The organism is Vibrio gelatinilyticus (assembly GCF_022836845.1).
Taxonomy (GTDB): domain Bacteria; phylum Pseudomonadota; class Gammaproteobacteria; order Enterobacterales; family Vibrionaceae; genus Vibrio; species Vibrio gelatinilyticus.
In genome coordinates, this window is sequence record NZ_JAJNNZ010000009.1 from 126,265 (window position 1) to 146,875 (window position 20,611).

Genomic DNA, 20,611 nt, shown 5'->3' on the forward strand with positions numbered 1-20,611 from the left:
ATCCCAAACAATGGGGATTAGAATGGCATGACGCGGTTACGACCTGCACGTTTAGCATCATAGAGAAGTTTATCAGCCCTTTCGACCAAGCTTTCTGGCGTGTCACCTTCTTGTAATTCAGCAACGCCAAATGAAGCGGTAATATTCCCCACGGTTTGGCCGCTACGACGATCTTTTATCGCCATTTTTGAAATGGACAATCGCAGAGCGTCAGCCATTTGTCTGGCAACTCTAAGTGGCTTGTTGGGCACAAGTAACACAAACTCTTCTCCGCCGAATCGATAGGCGGTGATTCCGGCCTTACTCGCCTGCTTGAGTCGTTGGGCTATGCCTTTAATAATAGTATCGCCAAAGAGGTGGCCGAATTCGTCATTAAAGTTTTTAAAGTGGTCAATATCAAGCAGAATCAGGCTGAATGGCTGCTTGGCATGACAGAACATAGCGAGATCTTTATCGAATGCGCCTCGATTGTAGATAGAGGTCAAACTGTCAAAGAGCGCATTACACTGAACTTTTGCGAGTTGACTTTTTAAGCGTGATATCTCGTCACTGGCGTTCTTAAGCTGCTTATTGATAAAGTCAGTTGAGTGACGGATGTCATTGGCTTCATTAACCAATTCTTGGATCAGAGGCATCACTTCTTCAAGTGTTGGATTCTTAGTGCCTTGCACCGAGGTGCTTATATTGTCAAAACTTTGATTTAAGACATCAGAAAATGTAGACGTATCGTTTATCGCATCGTCCATCGTACTAGACACTTCAGTGGCTAGAGCCTCCATACTAGTTTTTAACTCAATCAGATCAATTTCTGCTTTGTCTGCTATGTGGTGATTGTATAAATGGTGACTGCTTACCGGAGATAATACGCCAAATTCTTTTAAAATCGCGTCCATCTCGACGTTGAGTTGTGGGATTGTTTTGTCAACGTAGGTATACCATAGTGCGTAATTTGCAGGATTCGCGGCGACATGATGTTTCATCATTAAAGGCAATGCTTTTTTAAGGTTCGCAGTTGATTTTTGAAATTCGTTTTTTTTCATGGTTGTGATAAATCCTCGAACTCACCTTATTCCGATATTTCGCAATATTTGGGCAGCGACAAAGCGTATATGAAGCAAATAATTATCATGGTTATTATTGTGAGTGGTTTTAGACATTCACATTAATAAAGTATCTAATCAATTGGCCAATTTGTCACGGACGGAATCAAACTTTTCTATTCAATTATCGGTTTTTTCCTTGATTTTGGCTGATCTTATGTATTTCTGCGTTATTAACCCGTAATTTCGAAATTATATGTATACCAAATGTGCGAAATGTCTGACGCATGGTGTTGATATTAATTAGCAATGGCGAACATATTTATTCCATATTTACCCACGCTGGCGAACGGCTTCTTATTGCTCTAAAAACAACTATGATTAATAGTATCGATTCTTTCTGTAGGTTTTTTCATGTTATTGGATATCTATCAGGTCAATGCATTTACTTGTGAATCTTTTAAAGGGAACCCTGCAGCGGTATGTATCACACAAGATGAACTGCCCGTATCATTAATGCTGCTGATTGCGAAAGAAATGGCGGTGTCCGAAACCTCGTTTCTCTCTTTGGCAGAGAAAGATTGCGCTGGTTTACACCACAGGTGGAAGTTGCGCTGTGTGGGCATGGCACTGTCGCGACGGTCAAGGTTATGGATGAATTAGGGTTGTTAGATACAAATGGACAAACGTCTTTTCAGACACTGTCGGGAGAGCTCACCGCAAGAATGCACGCCGATAGAATATTGATTGATTTTCCGGTGTTTCCCCCTAGCAAAAAGCGGGAAGAAAGTAGCAAACTAAATGCGTTGGGAATAGACAGCGACGATGTTGAATATTGGGGGGAGTTTGAAACCAAGGATTTTCTTGTCCTCAAAGAGGAAACGCGGTTACACAGCTTAACACCAAATTATCGGTTACTTGAGTATTGTGCAGGACGAGGTATGGTGGTCTCAACGTTATCGTCTCGTGAGGATGTTGATATTGTTTGTCGCTACTTTGCTCCCTGGGTCGGAGTGAACGAGGATCCTGTAACGGGCTCGGCATACTGCGCATTGGCACCATACTGGGGTAACAGACTTGGAAAATCGTCATTGGTCGGTTATCAAGACTCGGAAAGAGGTGGTTATGTGTCTATGCTTGTGACGCCCCACGGCGTGGAAATATCAGGACAAGCGATCATTGTGATACGTGGGACGCTAACGGTTTAGTGACAGTCAAATAGAAATTAGCAACCAAGAGATAGAGATAACCATGATAGTTCACCAAAAAGAACGCCAACGTTTTGTAATTGAAAAAGCAGGCTTTGAATGTGTATTGGAATATAAGCTCACCGATAGTGGGATAAACTTTACACGCACCTTCGTACCTGATGTGTTTCGTGGCCAAGGCTTGGCAAGGCAGTTGGTCGATGCTGGGCTGGCATGGGCGAGCGAAGAGCAACTCGACATCGAAGCGGACTGTTGGTATGTGGCTAAAATCCTGAAATAAAAAATAAGGCACGTCTGCTGAGGAACGTGCCTTAGTTCTAAATTGTCGCTGGTTTGAAGGGCTAACCTACCCCTTAACCAACCACAATAAAGAATATTGTCGTTGCGACGATACCGATCAGTGCATACGGGAACTGTGTCTTAGCGTGTTGCATTGCAGTACACCCCGAGCCTTGTGCTGATAGTACCGTTGAGTCGCTAAAGAAGCATGAGTGGCTACCAGCAGCTGAAGCCGATAACATTGCAGCGATGGTTAGGTGCAATGGCACGCCTAATTGTTCTGCCAGAGGCAAGATGATTGGCATTGCCACGGCAAACGTACCCCATGATGATGAAGACGCAAATACGAGACCACCAGTAATGATAAAGATGAGCGCAGGAAAATACTGGGCTGAAAGATAAGGAGCTACCGACTCGATAACGAATTCAGTCAGACCGAGTGAGTCATTAACATTCTTAAGCATGAAACCGCCGACCACTGTGGCCAGAGGTACCAGCATCACCTTGACGCCATCCCAAACCGAATCAAACAGTTCGTTCATTGTCACCAATCGTTGTACGCCGTACAAACAGATAGTGAAGATGATTGCGACAACTACACCAGCCAACAAATCAATCCCGTAATACCAACTAGCTGCAACAAGCACAACCATAGGCAGTAAGAAGTTGATCAATCCCATTGTTGGCGATGTTTTCTGCGGTGTTTCACCTGAGAAATCGATGTCTTGTCCACCATCAGGTTTAACTTGACCATTTTGTGCGCGCTCTTCAGCTTGTTTCATTGCACCTAGGTTAGGGATCTTATCAAGTGCAACGAGCACGACAATGGCGAGTGTTACCCAGCCGTAAGCCATGTAAGGAATCGCAGAAATGTAGGCCTCGATACCCGCGCCTTCCTCAGTCGCGCCATTTGCTTCTAACAGCGAACTAAAGAAAATAGCCCACGTAGAGATCGGAACCAAAATACAGATGGGTGCTGCAGTAGAGTCAACCAGATAAGCAAGTTTCTCGCGAGAGATTTGGTAACCATCGGTCACTTTTTTCATTGATGATGAAATCGCAATAGCATTGAGGTAATCATCGATGAAAATAATCAGGCCTAGTACAAACGTCATCAACATTGATTGCTTGCGGCTCTTTACTTTGCTGACCAACATATTACTGAAGCTAAGAATGCTGCCACCTTTCTCCAGAATTGCGATTAGACCACCCATCAACGCACACACAAGGATGATCCAAGCGATAGTGCCATCCATCATCACATCCATTGAGATGCCAATGAATTTCTCGATGACTTGAGTCGGGTCCAGAAGTAGAACCCCGGCGATGGTACCTGCAACAAGTGCTTCAACGGTTCTATGTGTGCTCAATGCAAAGAATAGGACCAATGCTGTTGGTAGTAAGCTGATCCATCCATAAGCTTCACCTTCAACGTGATTAAGTCCCAGTGAGAAAAAAACTGCGAAAATCGTTGTGACTAGAGCAGTCACAAAGAGGTGTTTGTTACCAGATTTCCGCGGCGTTTCAAGTGCCTGTGTTTCCATTGTCATAGTTTAAATTCCTTTCGCTAAGCAGAATGCAGCATCCAATCGATTTCAAGTGGAGTAATGAGCCTCTCAAAATCGGTCAGTTCACTGCGTTTACAAGTGACGTACATTTCAATGAAGTCCTGAGATAGGTATTTTCCTAACTCACTGTGTTCAAGCTGAGTTAGCGCGTCAGACATCCGAGTTGGCAAGTCGACCGCATTTTCGCTCAGGACTGGTGGGCATTGTTCTTGGGTAAAATCATCACTCGCTAGTACTGCGGAAAGTACTACTGCAGCGAGAATGTAAGGGTTGACATCCGCACCTGCGATGCGGTGTTCAATGCGACGGTTTTTTCCGTCGCTGATTGGAATGCGTAGTGCAACGCCACGATGGTTTTCACCCCAGTCAGCTTTAGTTGGAACATAAGCGCCAGGGACGAAACGACGATAAGAGTTGACGTTTGGACAAAGTAGCGCCATCGCATCAGAAATTTGAGACAGCATGGCTGCCAACGTTTGATGAAAGAGTGGGCTAGCACTGCCATCTTGCTCCGAGAACAGGTTCTGCCCGTTGTCATCGACCACACTGATGTGCATATGTTGGCCATTGCCCGCTTCTTCTAGGAAGGGTTTCGCCATAAAGGTCGCATCAAAACCATGGGAGTTAGCGACTTGCTTAATCAGTCTTTTGGATAAAACGATTTCATCACAAACTCGCAATACATCGTCTGAGTGGTTGAAGTTGATTTCAAATTGGCCAGGCGCTGATTCTGACAGTGCTCCGGCGGTGTTTAGCCCTTGTTGTGATGCTGCTTTATTTAGGTCTGCCAAGAAATCAGCGTAGTCATCCAGACCATCAACATCATAGACCTCAGTGTCTCGTTCACGGCGGTTCTTGGTCGGGTTGATAGCCGTTTGAATTTCACCTTTTTCGCCACGGACTTTATCAATGAGGTAAAACTCTAGTTCTTGCGCTACAACGGGGCGCTGACCACGTTCATGGAGCGTCGCAACCATGCGTTCGAGAATATTGCGCACGAACAGGCGGTGGGGGGTCTTGCCATCATCTTCCATCATGCTCAATAGAATCTGGCCAGTACCTTCTTTAGCTGTTGGCAGTAGTGTCCCAGAGACGGGGAAACACAGATTATCGGGCTCACCCAAGTCTTCGCCTAGGCCTGCCGATTCAACAACCGCACCCTTCGTGTCGAGAGTGATGGTCGAAAGAGGCAGAGCGACACCTTTGGCGAGCTTTGCTAATGAATCTACGGGAATACGTTTACCACGTGGCGTGGCATTCAAATCGGTGAAAATCAAATCAACGTACTCAATTTTAGGCCACTTTTGTCTAAAATTTTTAACTTCCTGTAAATACGAATCCATGTTTACTACTCCTAGTTTTCGGACGATATGGCATGATGAAGGGTCATTTTTAACAAAGCGCCTACAATCCCCATGCTAAAAAGAGGGTTATCTTGCTGGCTTTCTACTTATGCTGTTGTTTTTAAAGCCTTTAATTGCCAATCAACAATGATTGTCTTGTAAGATATTTAACTTATTATTAACAGTTGAAGGTCTTTTGCTCAATATTTTTACCGAAATTAGCGCCTTTTATGAACAGAAAAGAGATGCCTGTCACGATTTGGTTAATATATCTAACACTTGTATTGATAAATGAACATGCAACTTGTAGTGTTTTTGTTAAATAAATTAAACATGGATGTAGTGATGTCTGAGATAAGAAAACCAATTATCGGACTGGTAAGCTGTAAAAAGGAATTAGCGGGTTATCAAATACAGTCGCTCAATGAATTCTATATAGATGCAGTGAAAGACTTTGGCGGAACTCCAATCGTTTTGCCATCGGCAATCGAAGACAACGAGTTGCATCGCGTACTAAGTGTATGTGATGGGTTACTTTTCCCAGGTAGCCATTCCAATGTCGCGCCTCATCGCTACGACGGTGATCACGAAGAACCTAAGAAAGATGAAATGCGTGACGAACTGGCCATCGCGTTGATTCGTAAAGCCGTAGATATGGACATCCCTTGTTTAGGGATATGTCGTGGTTTTCAAGAGATGAATGTCGCTTTGGGTGGTTCGTTAGATCCAGCAGTGCATGAATCGGGATACGATGACCACCGAGAAAATCCATCAAAAGACTTTGCAGAGAAATATGGCCCGGCTCACCCTGTCGTTGTAGAAAAAGAGGGTGTATTTGCCAAGTGGTTGTCGCAAGAGCAGTGGCAGAATCAGCAAAGCTTTGAGGTGAATACACTTCACAATCAAGGTGTAAAACAGCTGGCGCCAACTCTAAAAGTAGAGGCGAGAGCACCAGATGGTCTGATAGAAGCGTTCAGCTTACCGAACCATAAATATTTTGTTGGCGTGCAGTGGCACCCAGAATGGCAAGCAAAACACAATCATTTCTCACAGGTTTTGTTTAAAGAATTTATTATGTCAGCGTCTCAATAATTCGGGAGCTGAATAAATGAACAATCAACAGATTGGAAAAAACATAGCAAGACTGAGAAAAGACAGAGGTCTTTCACAACGCGAACTGGCTGAAAGGGCGGGTATTACCCATAGTGCGATTTCATCAATAGAGAACGCCAAGGTGAGCCCTTCGGTAAGTTCGCTACAGAAAATCGTGAATGTATTTTCGTTATCGTTGTCTGAATTCTTCACATTTGAACAATTGGATGAGAAAGAAATTAAGATCGTCATTAAACCTGAAGATTTGGTAGAAATTGGTAGTGAATCGGTTTCGATGAAACTGGTCAGCAACGGCAGTAAGAAACAAGCAATAGGCTTTCTGATTGAAGAATACGCACCAAAAAGTACTACAGGTGTTGCAGGAATCAAACATGAAGGTGAAGAGGTTGGTACCGTTTTGGAGGGCGAATTAGAGCTCGAATATAACGGAGAGACTTACCTTATTACAGAAGGGGAATCATACGTCATCGATACGGCGGTTCCTCATAAATTTACAAATCACTCCGATAAGGCATGCAGAATGATCAGCGTACATACGCCGACCACATTCTAATGTCTTAAGGTAGTCAAGGAGCGCGAATGAAAACGCAAGAGCAATGGATTGAGCTTAGAGACAGTCTAAAGATAGAAAGCCGTGCTTTCATTAATGGAGAGTACAGCGCGGCGCAAAGCGGCGAAACGTTGGATGTCATTAACCCAGCCAATGATCAAGTCATTGCGAAAATTGCTCGCTGTCTGTCTGAGGATGTCGATCTTGCTGTTGGCGCTGCTCGTCAAGCATTTAAACAAGGTGAATGGAGCCAGTCGTCTCCAGGTCATCGTAAAGCGGTATTAAATCAATTTGCTAACCTCATTGATGCTCATAAAGAAGAGCTCGCGATGTTAGAAACGCTAGATACAGGTAAGCCTATCTCGCACAGTGTTTCAACAGATATCCCAGGAGCCGCCAGCGCTATTCGTTGGTATGCTGAAGCGATCGACAAAGTGTACGGAGAAGTCGCTCCAACAGAAAAAGATGTTCACGCATTTGTGAGTCATCAAGCCATTGGTGTTGTTGCAGCAGTTGTCCCGTGGAACTTCCCACTGTGGATTGGGTGCTGGAAACTCGGCCCTGCACTTGCGGCTGGCAACAGCGTGATTCTAAAGCCTTCAGAGAAGTCTTCTTTGAGCGCTATTTTCCTAGGGAAACTTGCGCTACAGGCAGGCCTACCAACAGGTGTGTTCCAGGTCATTACTGGTTTTGGTCATGAAGCGGGTGAAGCGCTAGCGAGACACGATGGCGTCGAATGTATTGCCTTTACAGGATCAACGCGAGTTGCCGGGCATTTGATGATTGCTTCTGGTGAAACAAACCTTAAGCGTGTCTGGGCTGAAGCTGGAGGCAAAAACGCTAATATCGTTTTTGAAGACTACGCTGACCTAGATCGCGCCGCAGCAGAAACGGCAGCTGGTTGTTTCTACAATCAGGGTGAAGTGTGTGTTGCAGCGACTCGTCTGCTCGTACATGAAAGCATCAAAGATCAATTTGTAGACAAAGTCATTACCGCGGCACAACGTTTTCAACCAAAAGATCCAATGGACCCTACTTCATCAATGGGTGCGCTTATCGATCGCGAGCATAAAGAAAAAGTGCTTTCTTATGTCAAGCTTGGCCAAGACGCTGGCGCAGTGGTTCGTTGTGGTGGTGATGTGGCTGGTGTTGGCGCATTCGTTGCACCAGTCGTTCTGGATGAGGTCGACAACTCAATGCGCGTGGCGCAAGAAGAAATTTTTGGTCCAGTACTTTGTGTTATTTCCTTCAAAACAGAAGAAGAAGCGATCGCGATCGCCAACGACTCTAAGTATGGCCTAGGTGCTGCACTTTGGAGTGACAATATCAACCGTGTTCACCGCGTTGCCAAAAAACTCGAAGCGGGTTCTGTTTGGGTCAATAACTACAACGAAGGTGATATGACCGTCCCATTTGGTGGGTTCAAAATGAGTGGAAATGGACGCGATAAATCCATCCATGCCATCGAAAAATTTACAGAAACTAAGACGACATGGATTCGTCTCCAACCTTAAGCCTGTAGCCGTAGAAAAGGAATAGAACAATGAATAATCATACTGATTCATATTATGCTGACTCGATCTTAAATGTAAGTGAGTACCCACAACTACGTGACGATATTGAGTGTGATGTTTGTGTTGTTGGCGCAGGTTTTTCTGGCCTATCTTCAGCACTGCATCTTGCAAAGAAAGGATTCAAAGTCGTTGTGTTGGAAAACGCAAAAGTTGGTTTTGGCGCAACGGGCCGTAACGGCGGCCAGATTGTGAACAGTTATAGCCGCGACGTGGATGTTTTGGAAAGTCGTTATAAGCCAGAACAGGCGAAAGCACTGTGTGACATGATTTTTGAAGGCGGCGATATCATTCGTGGTCTTATCAACGAATACAACATTGACTGTGATTTCAAGCAGGGTGGTATGTTCACGGCGCTGACGAACAAGCAAATGCGCGGTCTTGAAGAGCACAAGAAAAACTGGGAGCGCTATGGCAACAACGACCTGAGTATCATGAGTGCATCCGATGTTGAATCCGCTGTCGGTACTAAAGCGTACAAAGGCGCTCTGCTTGATATGCGCGGTGGCCATATCCACCCATTAAAACTGGCGTTAGGTGAAGCACAAGCAATCACCTCACTTGGCGGGCGCATCTTTGAACAATCAGGTGTAACACGTGTTGAAAAAGGGGCAAACCCAGTGGCCCATACTGAACACGGCAGTGTAAAAGCGAAGTACATCGTATTGGCAGGCAACGCCTACCTAGGTGGATTAGCGCCAAACATCAGCAACAAAGCGATTCCTTGTGGCACACAAGTCGTTGCAACAGAGCCTCTTTCTGAAGAGCAACTAGAGCAAATTCTACCTTCTGATTACTGTGTTGAAGACTCCAACTACCTATTGGATTACTTCCGTCTTAGCGCAGACAAGAGATTACTGTTTGGTGGTGGTGTGGTCTACGGTGCTCGTGATCCAGAAAACATTGAAGCGCTTATCCGTCCAAAGATGGAAAAAGTATTCCCTCAACTTAAAGGCATTGGCATTGATTACAAATGGACCGGTAACTTTTTGCTGACTTACTCACGTATGCCTCAATTTGGTTCATTTGCCGACAACATATATTACCTACAGGGATACAGTGGCCACGGTGTCACCTGTACTCACCTAGCAGGTAAGTTACTAGCGGAAGCTCTAGCGGGACACGCAGAACGTTTCGATGCGTTTGCTTCGCTAACCCACATAGCTTTCCCTGGCGGTCGTCACTTTGCGATCCCTATGACAGCAATGGGTGCAGCCTATTACTCACTGCGCGATAAGCTTGCGATATAAAGTGGTCTAAAGACCAATAACAATAAGCTAACAAAAAATAATAAGTCAGCCTCAATAGTAAATTACAGAGATAAAGGAAGATCCGATGAGTAAAGTAGTTAAATTTGCCGCGTTGCAATTGACCAAAAACTGGGACCTGGAAGGCAACATGGCAAAGATCACAGCTGCAATTCGAGAAGCCGCTGCGAATGGCGCAAATGTTGTTGTTCCTCAGGAGCTCTTTGCCGCACCTTATTTTTGCAAGAAGCAAGAGTCGAAGTACTTCGAACTAGCAGAAGAGTTTGATAACAGCCCATTAATCCAAACCATGAGTAAATTGGCGAAAGAGCTAAATGTGGTTATTCCTGTTAGCTACTTTGAAAAGGCGGGTAACACGTTTTTTAACTCACTTGTGATGATCGATGCCGATGGCACGGTACTGGAAAACTACCGCAAGTCTCACATCCCAGATGGCCCTGGTTATAGTGAGAAGTACTACTTCAGCCCTGGTGACACTGGTTTCAAAGTATGGAACACAAAATTTGGTAAGTTTGGTGCGGGAATTTGTTGGGATCAATGGTTCCCAGAGCTGGCTCGCAGTCTAGTGCTCAATGGTGCTGAAGCGATCTTCTATCCAACAGCCATTGGTTCAGAGCCTCAAGATCTTAGCCTTGATTCTCGTGACCACTGGCAGCGTACAATGCAAGGTCACTCAGCGGCGAACCTGGTACCAGTTGTTGCCGCGAACCGTGTCGGCGTTGAGACCGATGATGGCGTAGAAACAACGTTCTACGGCTCGTCTTTCATCACGGACCACACGGGTGGAAAACTGGCTGAAGGTCCACGTGAAGGCGAGACGATTATTTATGCTGAGATTGATTTGCAAGCGACAACAGAAGCACGTCATGCATGGGGACTGTTCCGCGACCGTCGTCCTGAGCTATATCAAGACGTAATGAAACTAGCCGTGTAATTCGAGCTCGAAGAACAGAAGAAAGGATTCTCAATGAAACTCACCAGTACCCCAAAAAAGGACGGGTTTAGCTTTCCAGCTGAGTTTGAACCCGTCCGTCAAGTGTGGTTAGCGTGGCCTGAGAGAAGAGATAACTGGAGAGCAGGTGCTAAACCTGCTCAACAGGCTTTTGCTCAGGTAGCGAATGCTATCGCTGAAGTTGTTTGTGTCTCGGTTGCGGTTAGTAGTCGTCAATATGAACAAGCTCGTACCATGCTGCACAGCTCAGTTAAATTAATTGAGATGGAATATAACGATTCTTGGATGAGAGATATCGGCCCAACAGTCGTTGTTAATCGCTGTGGTGAAAGGCGTGGGATTAGCTGGCGATTTAACGCATGGGGTGGTGAGTTTAATGGCTTGTATGATGATTGGAGTGCTGACGATTTGGTTGCACAGGCAGTCTGTGACGTCATTGGTCTGGATTACTATCAAGCGCCTTTTGTTTTAGAAGGAGGGGCAATCCATACTGATGGTGAAGGCACACTTTACACAACTGAAGAGTGCTTGCTGAGTAAAGGTCGTAATCCAGACCTATTAAAGTCAGAAATCGAAAACTTCCTCGGCGAATACTTAGGGATCAGCAAAGTAGTCTGGCTCCCGAAAGGGCTATTTAACGACGAAACGGATGGGCACGTAGATAACTTAATTCACGTCATTGGTCCAGCGAAGGTGGTACTGAGTTGGACAGATGATCCTTTTGACCCGCAATTTCGAATATCTCGAGAAGCTTATGCGGCTCTCAAGAGCCAACGTGATGCTAAGGGGCGTTCGATTGAAGTGATAAAAGTGCCTATTCCAGGCCCTTTATATTTTACTGAAGAAGAAGCAAGTGGCATCGATATGTCAGCGGGGATGAATAGGTTGGCGGGAGAAAGGCTTAGCGCCTCGTACGCCAACTTCTTAATGGTAAATGGACACGTCTTTCTGCCGTTACTGGACGAACAGTTCGATGACATTGCTATCGACATCCTCTCCAAAGCGCTTCCTGATTATGAAATTGTTGGGATCCCGACAAGGGAAATTTTATTGGGCGGCGGGAATATACACTGCATTACGCAACAGATTCCTGCCTAAAAACAACAAGATGCCTTAATGCGCTGCGCATTCGCCAAGCAAGGCAAAATTGAAAAAAAGGGTACTACTTATGCAGCACATAAAAAACCAAAGCTTATTGTCATTCATGGCGACAGCACCTGAATCAGCGGTCGCAGTGTCTAACCCGGCCACTGGTGAAATTGTTGGCCATGCGCCCATTTCCGATGAGTCGGCGCTGATGGGCAGCATTGAGCGAGCTCATGTGGCACAAAAAGAGTGGGCGAAGCTGCCAGCGAAAACACGTTCAAACATTCTTCACCGTTGGTTTGAGCTGTTATTGGAAAACAAAGAAGATCTGGCACGAATCATGACACTTGAGCAGGGTAAACCCCTAGCAGAAGCACAAGGTGAAGTCCTTTATGGAGCCAGCTTTATCGAGTGGTTCGCCGAAGAAGCAAAACGCAGTTATGGTGATACTGTTCCTGGTCCAACAGCGGACAAACGTGTTGTGACCATCAAACAACCGATTGGTGTTGCTTGTGCCATTACGCCTTGGAACTTCCCAATTGCGATGATTACTCGCAAAGCGGGACCAGCACTGGCTGCAGGGTGTAGTTTTGTTGTAAAACCTTCTGATTCAACGCCGCTTTCAGCATTTGCTACCGCTGAACTTGCCTATCAAGCGGGTGTGCCACGTGATGTTTTACAGGTGGTATTGGGTGAAAGCTCTCGTAAAATTGGTGCGATTTTTACCTCTCATCCTCTTATTCGTAAGCTCTCTTTCACAGGTTCGACCCAGGTCGGCAGTGTCTTGATGGCACAGTGTGCTAACGACATAAAGCGCACGTCAATGGAGCTAGGTGGCAACGCACCATTCATCGTGTTTGATGATGCTGATATCGATGCTGCGGTACAAGGTGCCCTAGCATCAAAATTCCGTAACGCTGGTCAAACTTGTGTGTGTGCTAACCGTTTCTACGTGCACAGCAGTGTTTATGATGAATTTGTAAGTAAGTTCGATGCCGCAGTTCAAACATTGAAAGTGGGTAACGGCGTTGAAGAAGGCGTTACGATTGGCCCAGTCATCAATGAAGCGGCCAAGCAAGGTATTCAAGCGATTATTGACCGCGCTATCGAGCAAGGTGCGCAACCAGTAACAGAATTAAAGATATTGGACGGTCTGTTTATGCAGCCTGTCGTGCTCAAAAACGTTAAACACACTATGGACATTGTCCAGGAAGAGATTTTTGGCCCTGTCGCTCCAGTGATCAGTTTTGAGACAGATGAAGAATTGATCGAGATGGCTAACGACACCATTTATGGGCTTGCGTCTTACTTCTATAGCCAGAACATCCATCGTGTTTGGAAAGTGGCTGAAGCACTAGAGTACGGCATGGTCGGAATTAACGAAGGCATTATTTCAACGGAAGTGGCTCCATTTGGTGGAGTAAAACAGTCGGGTATTGGTCGTGAAGGTGCCAAGCTAGGTATGGACGAGTACATGGACGTCAAATACCTCTGCTTTGGTGGCATGTAAGCACGTCGACCAATTTCTGTAAAAAGATAAGAAAAGGATTCAAAATGAACAATCAACAATTACACCAAAGAAGAAGCCAGGTTATTGCTCAGGGTATGGGTGCGATGTACCCGCTCTACGTAGAGCGCGCGGAAAATGCCCATGTTTGGGATATTGAAGGCAACAAGTACATCGACTTTGCTGCAGGCATCGCGGTAACCAACACGGGTCATTCAAACCAACGTATCACTAACGCAGTGAAAGAGCAGCTAGACAACTTCTCGCACACTTGTGCCATGGTGACGCCGTATGGATCTTTCGTCGAGCTTGCGGAAAAATTGACAGAACTCGCTCCTGGCGACAGCGCTAAGAAAGCGATATTTCTAACAACCGGTGCTGAAGCGGTAGAGAATGCTGTAAAAGTGGCCCGTGCTCATACTGGGCGCAGTGGTGTTATTGCCTTTAAAGGTGGTTTCCACGGTCGTACCAACATGACGATGGGTCTAACGGGCAAGATTGCACCTTACAAAGCTGGTTTTGGTCCATTCCCAAATGAGATTTTCCATGCCCCTTATCCAAACGAGTTGCACGGTATCTCAACGCAGGATAGCCTTCAGGCTCTACAAGACCTGTTTGCTTGTGACATTGAACCAAGCAGAGTCGCTGCGATCATTTTTGAACCAGTACAAGGCGAAGGTGGCTTTTATCAAGCTCCCGTTGATTTTGCTAAAGCACTAAGAGCGTTGTGTGATCAACACGGTATCATGCTAATTGCTGATGAAATCCAAACGGGTTTTGCACGTACTGGTAAGTTGTTTGCAACGGAGTACCTGGACATTGAACCTGACATGATGACAATGGCAAAAGGCATCGCTGGTGGTTTCCCTATTTCGGCGGTTGTTGGTAAAGCATCAGTGATGGATTCGGCGCTTCCGGGTGGCCTTGGTGGTACCTATGCAGGTTCTCCACTGGGCTGTGTTGCTGGCTTAGAAGTATTGAAAATCGTTGAAGAAGAAGATTTGTGTAATAAAGCGAATGGTATTGGTGAAATCGTTAATCGTCGTATGACGGAATTACAGAAGTCGCTTCCACAAATTGCCGAAATTCGCACCATTGGTGCAATGATGGCCATTGAATTTGCCGATCCTGAATCTGGTCAACCTTTACAGGACCTGACGAAAGCTGTGATTGGAAAAGCGCAAGAAAATGGTCTGATCTTACTGTCGTGTGGCGTGCGCGCGAACGTTATTCGACTGTTGCCACCATTGACCATTGAATCAGAAGTTCTGGAAGAAGGTCTTGATAGGTTAGAGAAGATCCTACTAGAGCTTGCCTAATCGTTTGTCACTCCCCCCTAGGCAAACACAGGGACCTCATTGAGGTCCCTTTTTTTAATGCTTATTTTTATGTCGTGGCTTACATTGCCGCTTCAAAAATACTTTCGATTTCTTGCTGGCTTGCTTGTCTTGGATTCGTCATGCAGCACACATCGAGCAGTGCACTTTCTGCCAATTTGGACAAATCTGCTTTTGGTACATTAAGCTCGGTTAAGTTGGCGGGAATATTAATAGATCGTGACAACTTCTCAATCGCACTAATTGCGGCCTCCGCACCTTCTTGTAGGCTAAGAACGCTTACGTCAATGCCCATTTCTACGGCGATGTCGCACAGCCTTTCCGGACAAACCTTAGCATTGAAGCGCTGGACGTGCGGCAGCAGCACAGCGTTGCAAACGCCGTGAGGCAAATGGTAAGTTGCACCCAGTTGATGGGCCATAGCGTGAACATAACCTAGCAACGCATTGTTAAAGGCCATTCCTGCCATAAATTGAGCGTAGGCCATTTGTTCACGAGCATGGAGATCATCGCCGCTGTGTACGCAAATAGGAAGGTACTTCGTGATCATACCAATCGCTTTTAATGCGACTGCATCAGTGATTGGGTTTGCGGCAATCGAGACGTACGCTTCTACGGCATGAGTAAGCGCATCCATACCCGTTGCCGCCGTTAGAGACTCAGGCATCGCCAGCATCAGTTTCGGATCGTTGACTGAAATCATTGGCGTGACTTTTTGATCAATAATCGCCATTTTGATCGCACGCTCTTCGTCAGTGATCACGCTAAACATGGTCATTTCTGATGCTGTGCCAGCGGTCGTGTTGATCGATACCAATGGAAATGCGGCATTATCTGCGATGTTGACGCCTTCGTAATCTTTTATTTTCCCACCATTGGTCGCTAATAAAGCTATGCCCTTGGCGCAGTCGTGAGGTGAGCCACCACCAATCGATAAAATAAGATCACACTCGTTATCGACGAGAAGATCTAAGCCTTCTTCGACGTTCTTTATTGTAGGGTTGGGTTGAGTTCCATCGTAGATAGCGCTGGCGATATTTCGCTCTTGTAGTAAAGTTTGGACAGTGGATATGACACCAATTTGGTTCAGTACTGCGTCGCTGACAATCAGTGCCTTTTGAAAACCTTGTCCCTGAATTATATCTAAAGCCTGCTCTAAACAACCGCTACCGATGAGGTTTGTTGATGGTAGGATAATTGTGCTGCTCATATATAAATCTCCCTGCTATTCAATGTGATGAATTCCACAACTTGAAGCTAACATGATGATTTATTAATAAAACTGATTTGAATCAATACATCTAACCATGTTGCATATAGGTGAATGGTATGAAAAACATATTATAATCAATTAGTTACAGGTGTTCTCTTGTCATTGCATTCGAATTACGCAGGGGACGAGCTTTCTATTATTCGTCAATCGAATGCTTTTAACTGGTGAGGAAGAGCAAAAACTTCGTCACTGACTCAAACGAAGCCTTTAAGTTTGGCAAGTCCGTACGCTCCGGTGGTAACAATATCTTGGATTTCACCGTTAACCAGCATGGATTCAAACTCTTCAATAGTAAACGCTTGAGTGATGAGATCTTCTTCTTCATTATCGAGCTCGCGGTCAACCAATGTTAACTGTTTGGCCACATAGATATGACATGTTTGATTAAGAAATCCATAGGCGATGAGTTGTTTTCCAACGTATTCCATAGACAGGGCAACCAACCCCGTTTCTTCTCGAAGCTCGCCTTTTGCTAGCGTTAAATGATTGACATCGGGGTTAGACTCCCAAGCGCCTTGAGGCAATTCCCAGTAACGAGCTTTGACCGAGTAACGATACTGTTGCACCAGATGAATAAGCCCATTGTCTATGGCGATAATAACCGCACAGTCGGGCTTTTCGACCACACCGTACAGGCCCTGTTGGCCACTTTGACGTACAATAATGTCTTCTTTGACGGTCATCCAGTTGTTTTTGTATACGATCTTTGAGTCGAGGGTTTTAATGCTCATAATAGTAAAATGCCTGTCTTATCAGAGAGTCGTAGAGTAACACAGTCGATGGGTGTTTTTGTTACGGCTAAGCGCTCGCCAGAGGGGGGCTTAGTTTGCTAAAGTAGCGCCCAATTACTATCAAAGCTCTGAGAAGGGATGAGAGATGCAACACTCAATTCAATTTACACCGATGCTTGATCGCGATTTTTCTTTAGCGGAATGCCCAAGATGGGATTGGCGTTATGAAGCGTGGTTATGGGTCGACATTGCCAATGGCCAACTGTGGCGTTTAAAAGACGGACAAACCAGCACACTAGAATTTGGTGAGCCGATTGGTTGTTTCGCTATGACGGGTGAGTCTGGTTATGTTATCGCGCTAAAATCAGGTCTTTATTTGTTAGATTCTTGGGCTGCAGAGAAGCAAGTTGTGGCACCACTGGTATCAGAATATCCACGCATGCGTTACAACGATGGTCGAGCAGCACCGGGTGGGCGCTTCATCGCGGGTACTCGCAACGGTGCAAAACAGGGCGATCAAGGCCAGTTTCATCAACTGCATTTAGATGGCAAAGTCGAAGCAATGCCAATGTTTGCGTGGACATGCAATGGCTTGGCATTCTCACCGGATGGTCAATGGCTGTACTGGGCGGATACGGGTGAAAGCAAGGTTTATCGCTGTTCATACGACTCGTTAACGGGCGCTTACGGTGACAATCAACTGTTCGCAGATTTGAGTGATTATGATGGTCGACCTGATGGGGCGAGTGTCGATTCACAAGGTAACTACTGGGTTGCAATGTACGCAGGTGCTTCGGTTGTACAGATTTCGCCAAACGGAGAAGTGCTACAAGTGGTGTCTGTACCCGCAGAAAACCCAACCATGGTAGGGTTTGGTGGTGAAGATATGACTCAGATGGTCGTCACCAGTGCTGCAGGCAGTGAAAGCGAAGGTCAAGTATTGATGAGTGCTTCACCAGTGTCTGGTTTGCGTGAACCATTGGTGGAGCTTCAAGGCTAGATGGTTACTTAGCGTCAATCAGTGTAGTCGTGCTCGAAATTGAGCGCGACTAACATAGCAGGGTATGCTCGTTTCTTGTCGCTCGGTTCATCTCGCTCAGCTCATCTTCAGTGATGTATTTCTTAGCGACAACATTACCAGACACTACCAGATGTGAAATGTATTCTCGGCACGTTGTGGTGGGCATATTGCTCCACATAAAGTCGGCCTTGGTTGTATCGGAAAATCCAATATTCAAAATGATGACTTCTTTTTCATCACGCATATCATAGATATTAATTTCGCACTGTTGCATACCACATTCCTCTTAACCGACCTCGTTATTCAAGGTTAGCCACTCTCTACTTCGATAGGAATGTCTTTGAATAACCTGTTATTTATAATCTCAACATTGCAACATGTTCTTGTTTTTATTTAACAATCAAGTTACACGCAAACATCAATCAAAACATTGAGAGACTTCAAAAATCCCATACGGTATAAAACTGAGTTCATTGAAATGCGAGCTTGGTATGGTTTTTTAGTTTCTACGAAGCAAGAGACTAAAAAGTTTATAAATTGAGGAGAAAAAGCGTGTAAGAAAAATGGAAGATGTTTTGTTAATGGATAGAAAAAACCACCCAGCTGCCGGACAAGACAAACTGGGTGAAAGGGGGGTGACGCATCGTTAGATGCGCTGTGTGGTCTGCGTATCAAACAAAGAGCATTTCTTTGGATCAATAGAAATAGTTACGTCGTTGCCTGCCTGAAACTGCTCGTCGCTGTTGGTACGGTGTAACCGGCGAACGATCAATTGCCGTGTAAAAAGGTGACTAGGAAATGATATATTTATTATAATTAGCAATAGTAATTATATTTTGTTATCGATATAGATAAGAGGTCGCAAGGCTATGTTAAATCCAGCGTGGTTAAAGACATTTAAAACACTTGTGGAAATTGGTCATTTTACACAAACCGCTGAAACACTTTTTATGACTCAGCCTGGTGTGAGTCAGCATATCAAAAAGTTGGAAAACGCTTGTGGCTATGCGCTTATTAAACGTATTAACAAGAGTTTTGAAGTCACCGAACAAGGTAAGCGAGTTTACGATTACGCGGTGAAAACCCAATTGCAACAGTCCGATTTGCTTGAAAGCCTGAGCTTTGATAACCCGTTTGCTGGCACCTGTAAAGTGTCGTGCTCGGGTACGACGGCATTGTGGCTCTATCCAATGCTCATTGAGCTTCAAACTGAGCATCCAGAGCTGCACACCCAGCTAGAAGTGGCGCCAAATCAGAGGATTCTGGAAAGCGTTGCCGCTGGGCACACGGATCTCGGAATCGTCACCGACAAAGCAATGACAAGCAATGTGGTTAGTGAACACATTGGCGAAGAGCCTTTGTGTTTAGTGCTGCCTAGCGCGGCAAAAAAGGAGACTCTGACTGCGGAATACCTAGCCAGTATTGGTTTGGTATCGCATCCCGATGCGCTGCACTATTTACGTCTTTATCTTGGGCGCTGCCAAGATGACGCACTTACAAATCTTAACCCAGAGAGTTTAAAGATCGTCAGCTACATTAATCAGCTAAACCAAATTTTGTTACCTATCTCTGAAGGTCTCGGATTTACAGTACTGCCGCAAAGTGCGATCGCGGCGTCGCCGTTGGTGAAAAAACTGTACGTCTATCAGCAGAAAGCGAATGTTTCCGAAACACTCTACCTTATTAAAAAGCAGCATCGAGAGTTGCCAACACGCTATACCAATATTGAGCAAAGAATAAGGCAGCACGTAGAGAATAAGCGCTAACGAGCCAGTGTATTATATAAGCAACAGGGAGTCGTGGACATGATCTCAAGAGGCTGGAACGAAGTGCCAAATGGCCGCCTTTTCTGGATGCCGGATTTTATTTCAGCAGACGAAGCACAATCGCTATTTTTGGCGCTGCGTCAGGATGTTGAGTGGCGACAAGACCACATTCAGCTCTTTGGAAAGTCACATCCTATTCCCAGACTGCAGGCGTGGTATGGTGAAAAACCTTATCGCTATTCAAACTTACTGATGTCGCCAAAGCCTTGGTTGCCGTTGCTGCTGACTTTAAAACAGCGCTGCGAACAGGTAGCGCACAGTGAGTTTAACTCTGTACTGGTTAACCTATACAGAGACGGTAAAGACTCGAATAGTTGGCATAGCGACAATGAACCGGAACTCGGGGAAAAGCCAACCATTGCTTCGTTGAGTTTGGGTGAGGCTCGAACCTTTCATCTAAAGCACAAAAAGACCAAACAGAAAATTACGCTTGAATTAACACCCGGTAGCTTGCTGATCATGAGCGATGATACACAGAGATATTGGCAGCATTACGTACCTAAAACGCGCCTCGTTAAGCAAGAGCGTATTAATTTAACGTTTCGCTACGTGTATGAAAGCTAGTGCTTAAATATTGTGCAGGTTTGGATACAAAAAACCTCCCGCGTAGCGAGAGGTTTTTTTAGCTTAGTATAGTGGCTTAGCTTTTAGCTGCTGCGCGACGAGTTGTGCGTCGTGCTGCTGGTTTTTTAGCCGCAGGCTTTTTGGCAGCAGGTTTTTTTGCTGCTGGTTTTTTAGCGGCCGCTTTTTTGGCAGGCGCTTTTTTAGCTGCTGGCTTAGCCATTTTCTTTTCAATCTCAGCTTTTGCTTTCACAAAACGCTCAGGAAGGATTTGCGTCGCAAATACATCTTCTACTGTTTCAGCACGCTTGATTAGCTCAGCTTCGCCGTCTTTAACCAGTACCGTTGCAGGACGTGGCAAAGAGTTGAACTGGCTT

At 45.4% G+C, this 20,611-nt stretch carries 18 protein-coding genes and 2 pseudogenes; 13 read left to right on the top strand and 7 right to left on the bottom strand.

The genetic code is table 11. The features are described 5' to 3' along the window. Window positions 1–17: 17 nt before the first annotated feature. Complete coding sequence (locus LNL84_RS12695) at window positions 18–1,040, bottom strand: GGDEF domain-containing protein (protein ID WP_244357913.1); 1,023 nt, start codon at window positions 1,038–1,040, stop codon at window positions 18–20. 414 nt (window positions 1,041–1,454) lie between these two features. Here LNL84_RS12695 and LNL84_RS12700 point away from each other — a divergent pair. Both LNL84_RS12700 and LNL84_RS12705 read left to right on the top strand, forming a co-directional pair. Then, a pseudogene (locus tag LNL84_RS12700) lies at window positions 1,455–2,248 on the top strand (PhzF family phenazine biosynthesis protein). A gap of 43 nt (window positions 2,249–2,291) precedes the next feature. Then, window positions 2,292–2,528: a GNAT family N-acetyltransferase gene (locus LNL84_RS12705; protein WP_244357915.1), complete on the top strand. Its 237-nt coding sequence runs from the start codon at window positions 2,292–2,294 to the stop codon at window positions 2,526–2,528. Between the two features lie 73 nt (window positions 2,529–2,601). Here LNL84_RS12705 and LNL84_RS12710 read toward each other — a convergent pair whose 3' ends face one another. Together LNL84_RS12710 and LNL84_RS12715 are read right to left on the bottom strand one after the other, a co-directional pair. Beyond that, window positions 2,602–4,077, bottom strand: coding sequence for a Na+/H+ antiporter NhaC family protein (locus LNL84_RS12710; RefSeq protein ID WP_244357917.1), 1,476 nt, complete (start codon window positions 4,075–4,077; stop codon window positions 2,602–2,604). A 17-nt stretch (window positions 4,078–4,094) separates the two neighbouring features. Next, window positions 4,095–5,438, bottom strand: a complete 1,344-nt coding sequence (locus LNL84_RS12715) for a glutamine synthetase family protein (RefSeq protein WP_244357919.1) — start codon at window positions 5,436–5,438, stop codon at window positions 4,095–4,097. 345 nt (window positions 5,439–5,783) lie between these two features. On the opposite strand from LNL84_RS12715, the gene LNL84_RS12720 reads away from it, so the two are divergent. The 8 genes from LNL84_RS12720 to gabT all read left to right on the top strand — a co-directional run bounded on the left by LNL84_RS12720 (window position 5,784) and on the right by gabT (window position 14,804). Further along, on the top strand, window positions 5,784–6,530 hold the full coding sequence (locus LNL84_RS12720; RefSeq protein WP_244357921.1) for a gamma-glutamyl-gamma-aminobutyrate hydrolase family protein: 747 nt from the start codon (window positions 5,784–5,786) through the stop codon (window positions 6,528–6,530). A 16-nt stretch (window positions 6,531–6,546) separates the two neighbouring features. Next, window positions 6,547–7,104, top strand: a complete 558-nt coding sequence (gene puuR / locus LNL84_RS12725; protein ID WP_244357922.1) for an HTH-type transcriptional regulator PuuR — start codon at window positions 6,547–6,549, stop codon at window positions 7,102–7,104. A 26-nt stretch (window positions 7,105–7,130) separates the two neighbouring features. Next, the gene (locus LNL84_RS12730; protein ID WP_244357924.1) at window positions 7,131–8,615 is read left to right on the top strand and encodes an aldehyde dehydrogenase; all 1,485 of its coding nucleotides are present in this window, start codon (window positions 7,131–7,133) and stop codon (window positions 8,613–8,615) included. Window positions 8,616–8,644: 29 nt separating this feature from the next. Continuing rightward, the gene (locus LNL84_RS12735; protein WP_244357926.1) at window positions 8,645–9,922 is read left to right on the top strand and encodes an NAD(P)/FAD-dependent oxidoreductase; all 1,278 of its coding nucleotides are present in this window, start codon (window positions 8,645–8,647) and stop codon (window positions 9,920–9,922) included. An 85-nt stretch (window positions 9,923–10,007) separates the two neighbouring features. Next, window positions 10,008–10,874, top strand: coding sequence for an N-carbamoylputrescine amidase (gene aguB, locus LNL84_RS12740; RefSeq protein ID WP_244357928.1), 867 nt, complete (start codon window positions 10,008–10,010; stop codon window positions 10,872–10,874). A gap of 33 nt (window positions 10,875–10,907) precedes the next feature. Beyond that, window positions 10,908–11,990 (top strand): agmatine deiminase, encoded by a 1,083-nt coding sequence (gene aguA / locus LNL84_RS12745; protein WP_244357930.1) that lies wholly within the window; start codon window positions 10,908–10,910, stop codon window positions 11,988–11,990. A gap of 70 nt (window positions 11,991–12,060) precedes the next feature. Beyond that, complete coding sequence (locus LNL84_RS12750; protein WP_244357932.1) at window positions 12,061–13,488, top strand: NAD-dependent succinate-semialdehyde dehydrogenase; 1,428 nt, start codon at window positions 12,061–12,063, stop codon at window positions 13,486–13,488. 44 nt (window positions 13,489–13,532) lie between these two features. Next, window positions 13,533–14,804: a 4-aminobutyrate--2-oxoglutarate transaminase gene (gene gabT / locus LNL84_RS12755; RefSeq protein ID WP_244357934.1), complete on the top strand. Its 1,272-nt coding sequence runs from the start codon at window positions 13,533–13,535 to the stop codon at window positions 14,802–14,804. A 79-nt stretch (window positions 14,805–14,883) separates the two neighbouring features. Here the strand turns inward: gabT and LNL84_RS12760 are convergent, their stop codons facing one another. After that, a complete protein-coding gene (locus LNL84_RS12760; protein WP_244357936.1) occupies window positions 14,884–16,032 on the bottom strand; it encodes an iron-containing alcohol dehydrogenase in 1,149 nt (382 codons plus the stop codon). 257 nt (window positions 16,033–16,289) lie between these two features. Next, on the bottom strand, window positions 16,290–16,829 hold the full coding sequence (locus LNL84_RS12765) for an NUDIX domain-containing protein (RefSeq protein ID WP_244357953.1): 540 nt from the start codon (window positions 16,827–16,829) through the stop codon (window positions 16,290–16,292). Between the two features lie 142 nt (window positions 16,830–16,971). Here LNL84_RS12765 and LNL84_RS12770 point away from each other — a divergent pair, with 142 nt between their 5' ends. After that, a complete protein-coding gene (locus LNL84_RS12770; protein ID WP_244357938.1) occupies window positions 16,972–17,826 on the top strand; it encodes an SMP-30/gluconolactonase/LRE family protein in 855 nt (284 codons plus the stop codon). Window positions 17,827–17,875: 49 nt separating this feature from the next. On the opposite strand, the gene LNL84_RS12775 is transcribed toward LNL84_RS12770, so the two are convergent. After that, window positions 17,876–18,121 carry a hypothetical protein gene (locus LNL84_RS12775; protein ID WP_244357940.1) on the bottom strand — a complete coding sequence of 82 codons (246 nt, stop codon included), beginning with the start codon at window positions 18,119–18,121 and terminating at the stop codon, window positions 17,876–17,878. A 595-nt stretch (window positions 18,122–18,716) separates the two neighbouring features. On the opposite strand from LNL84_RS12775, the gene LNL84_RS12780 reads away from it, so the two are divergent. After that, the gene (locus tag LNL84_RS12780) at window positions 18,717–19,613 is read left to right on the top strand and encodes a LysR family transcriptional regulator (protein ID WP_244357942.1); all 897 of its coding nucleotides are present in this window, start codon (window positions 18,717–18,719) and stop codon (window positions 19,611–19,613) included. Between the two features lie 39 nt (window positions 19,614–19,652). Further along, window positions 19,653–20,237 (top strand): alpha-ketoglutarate-dependent dioxygenase AlkB family protein, encoded by a 585-nt coding sequence (locus LNL84_RS12785; protein WP_244357944.1) that lies wholly within the window; start codon window positions 19,653–19,655, stop codon window positions 20,235–20,237. Window positions 20,238–20,313: 76 nt separating this feature from the next. Here the strand turns inward: LNL84_RS12785 and LNL84_RS12790 are convergent. Beyond that, window positions 20,314–20,611 (bottom strand): annotated as a pseudogene (locus LNL84_RS12790) (hypothetical protein); the annotation flags it as partial.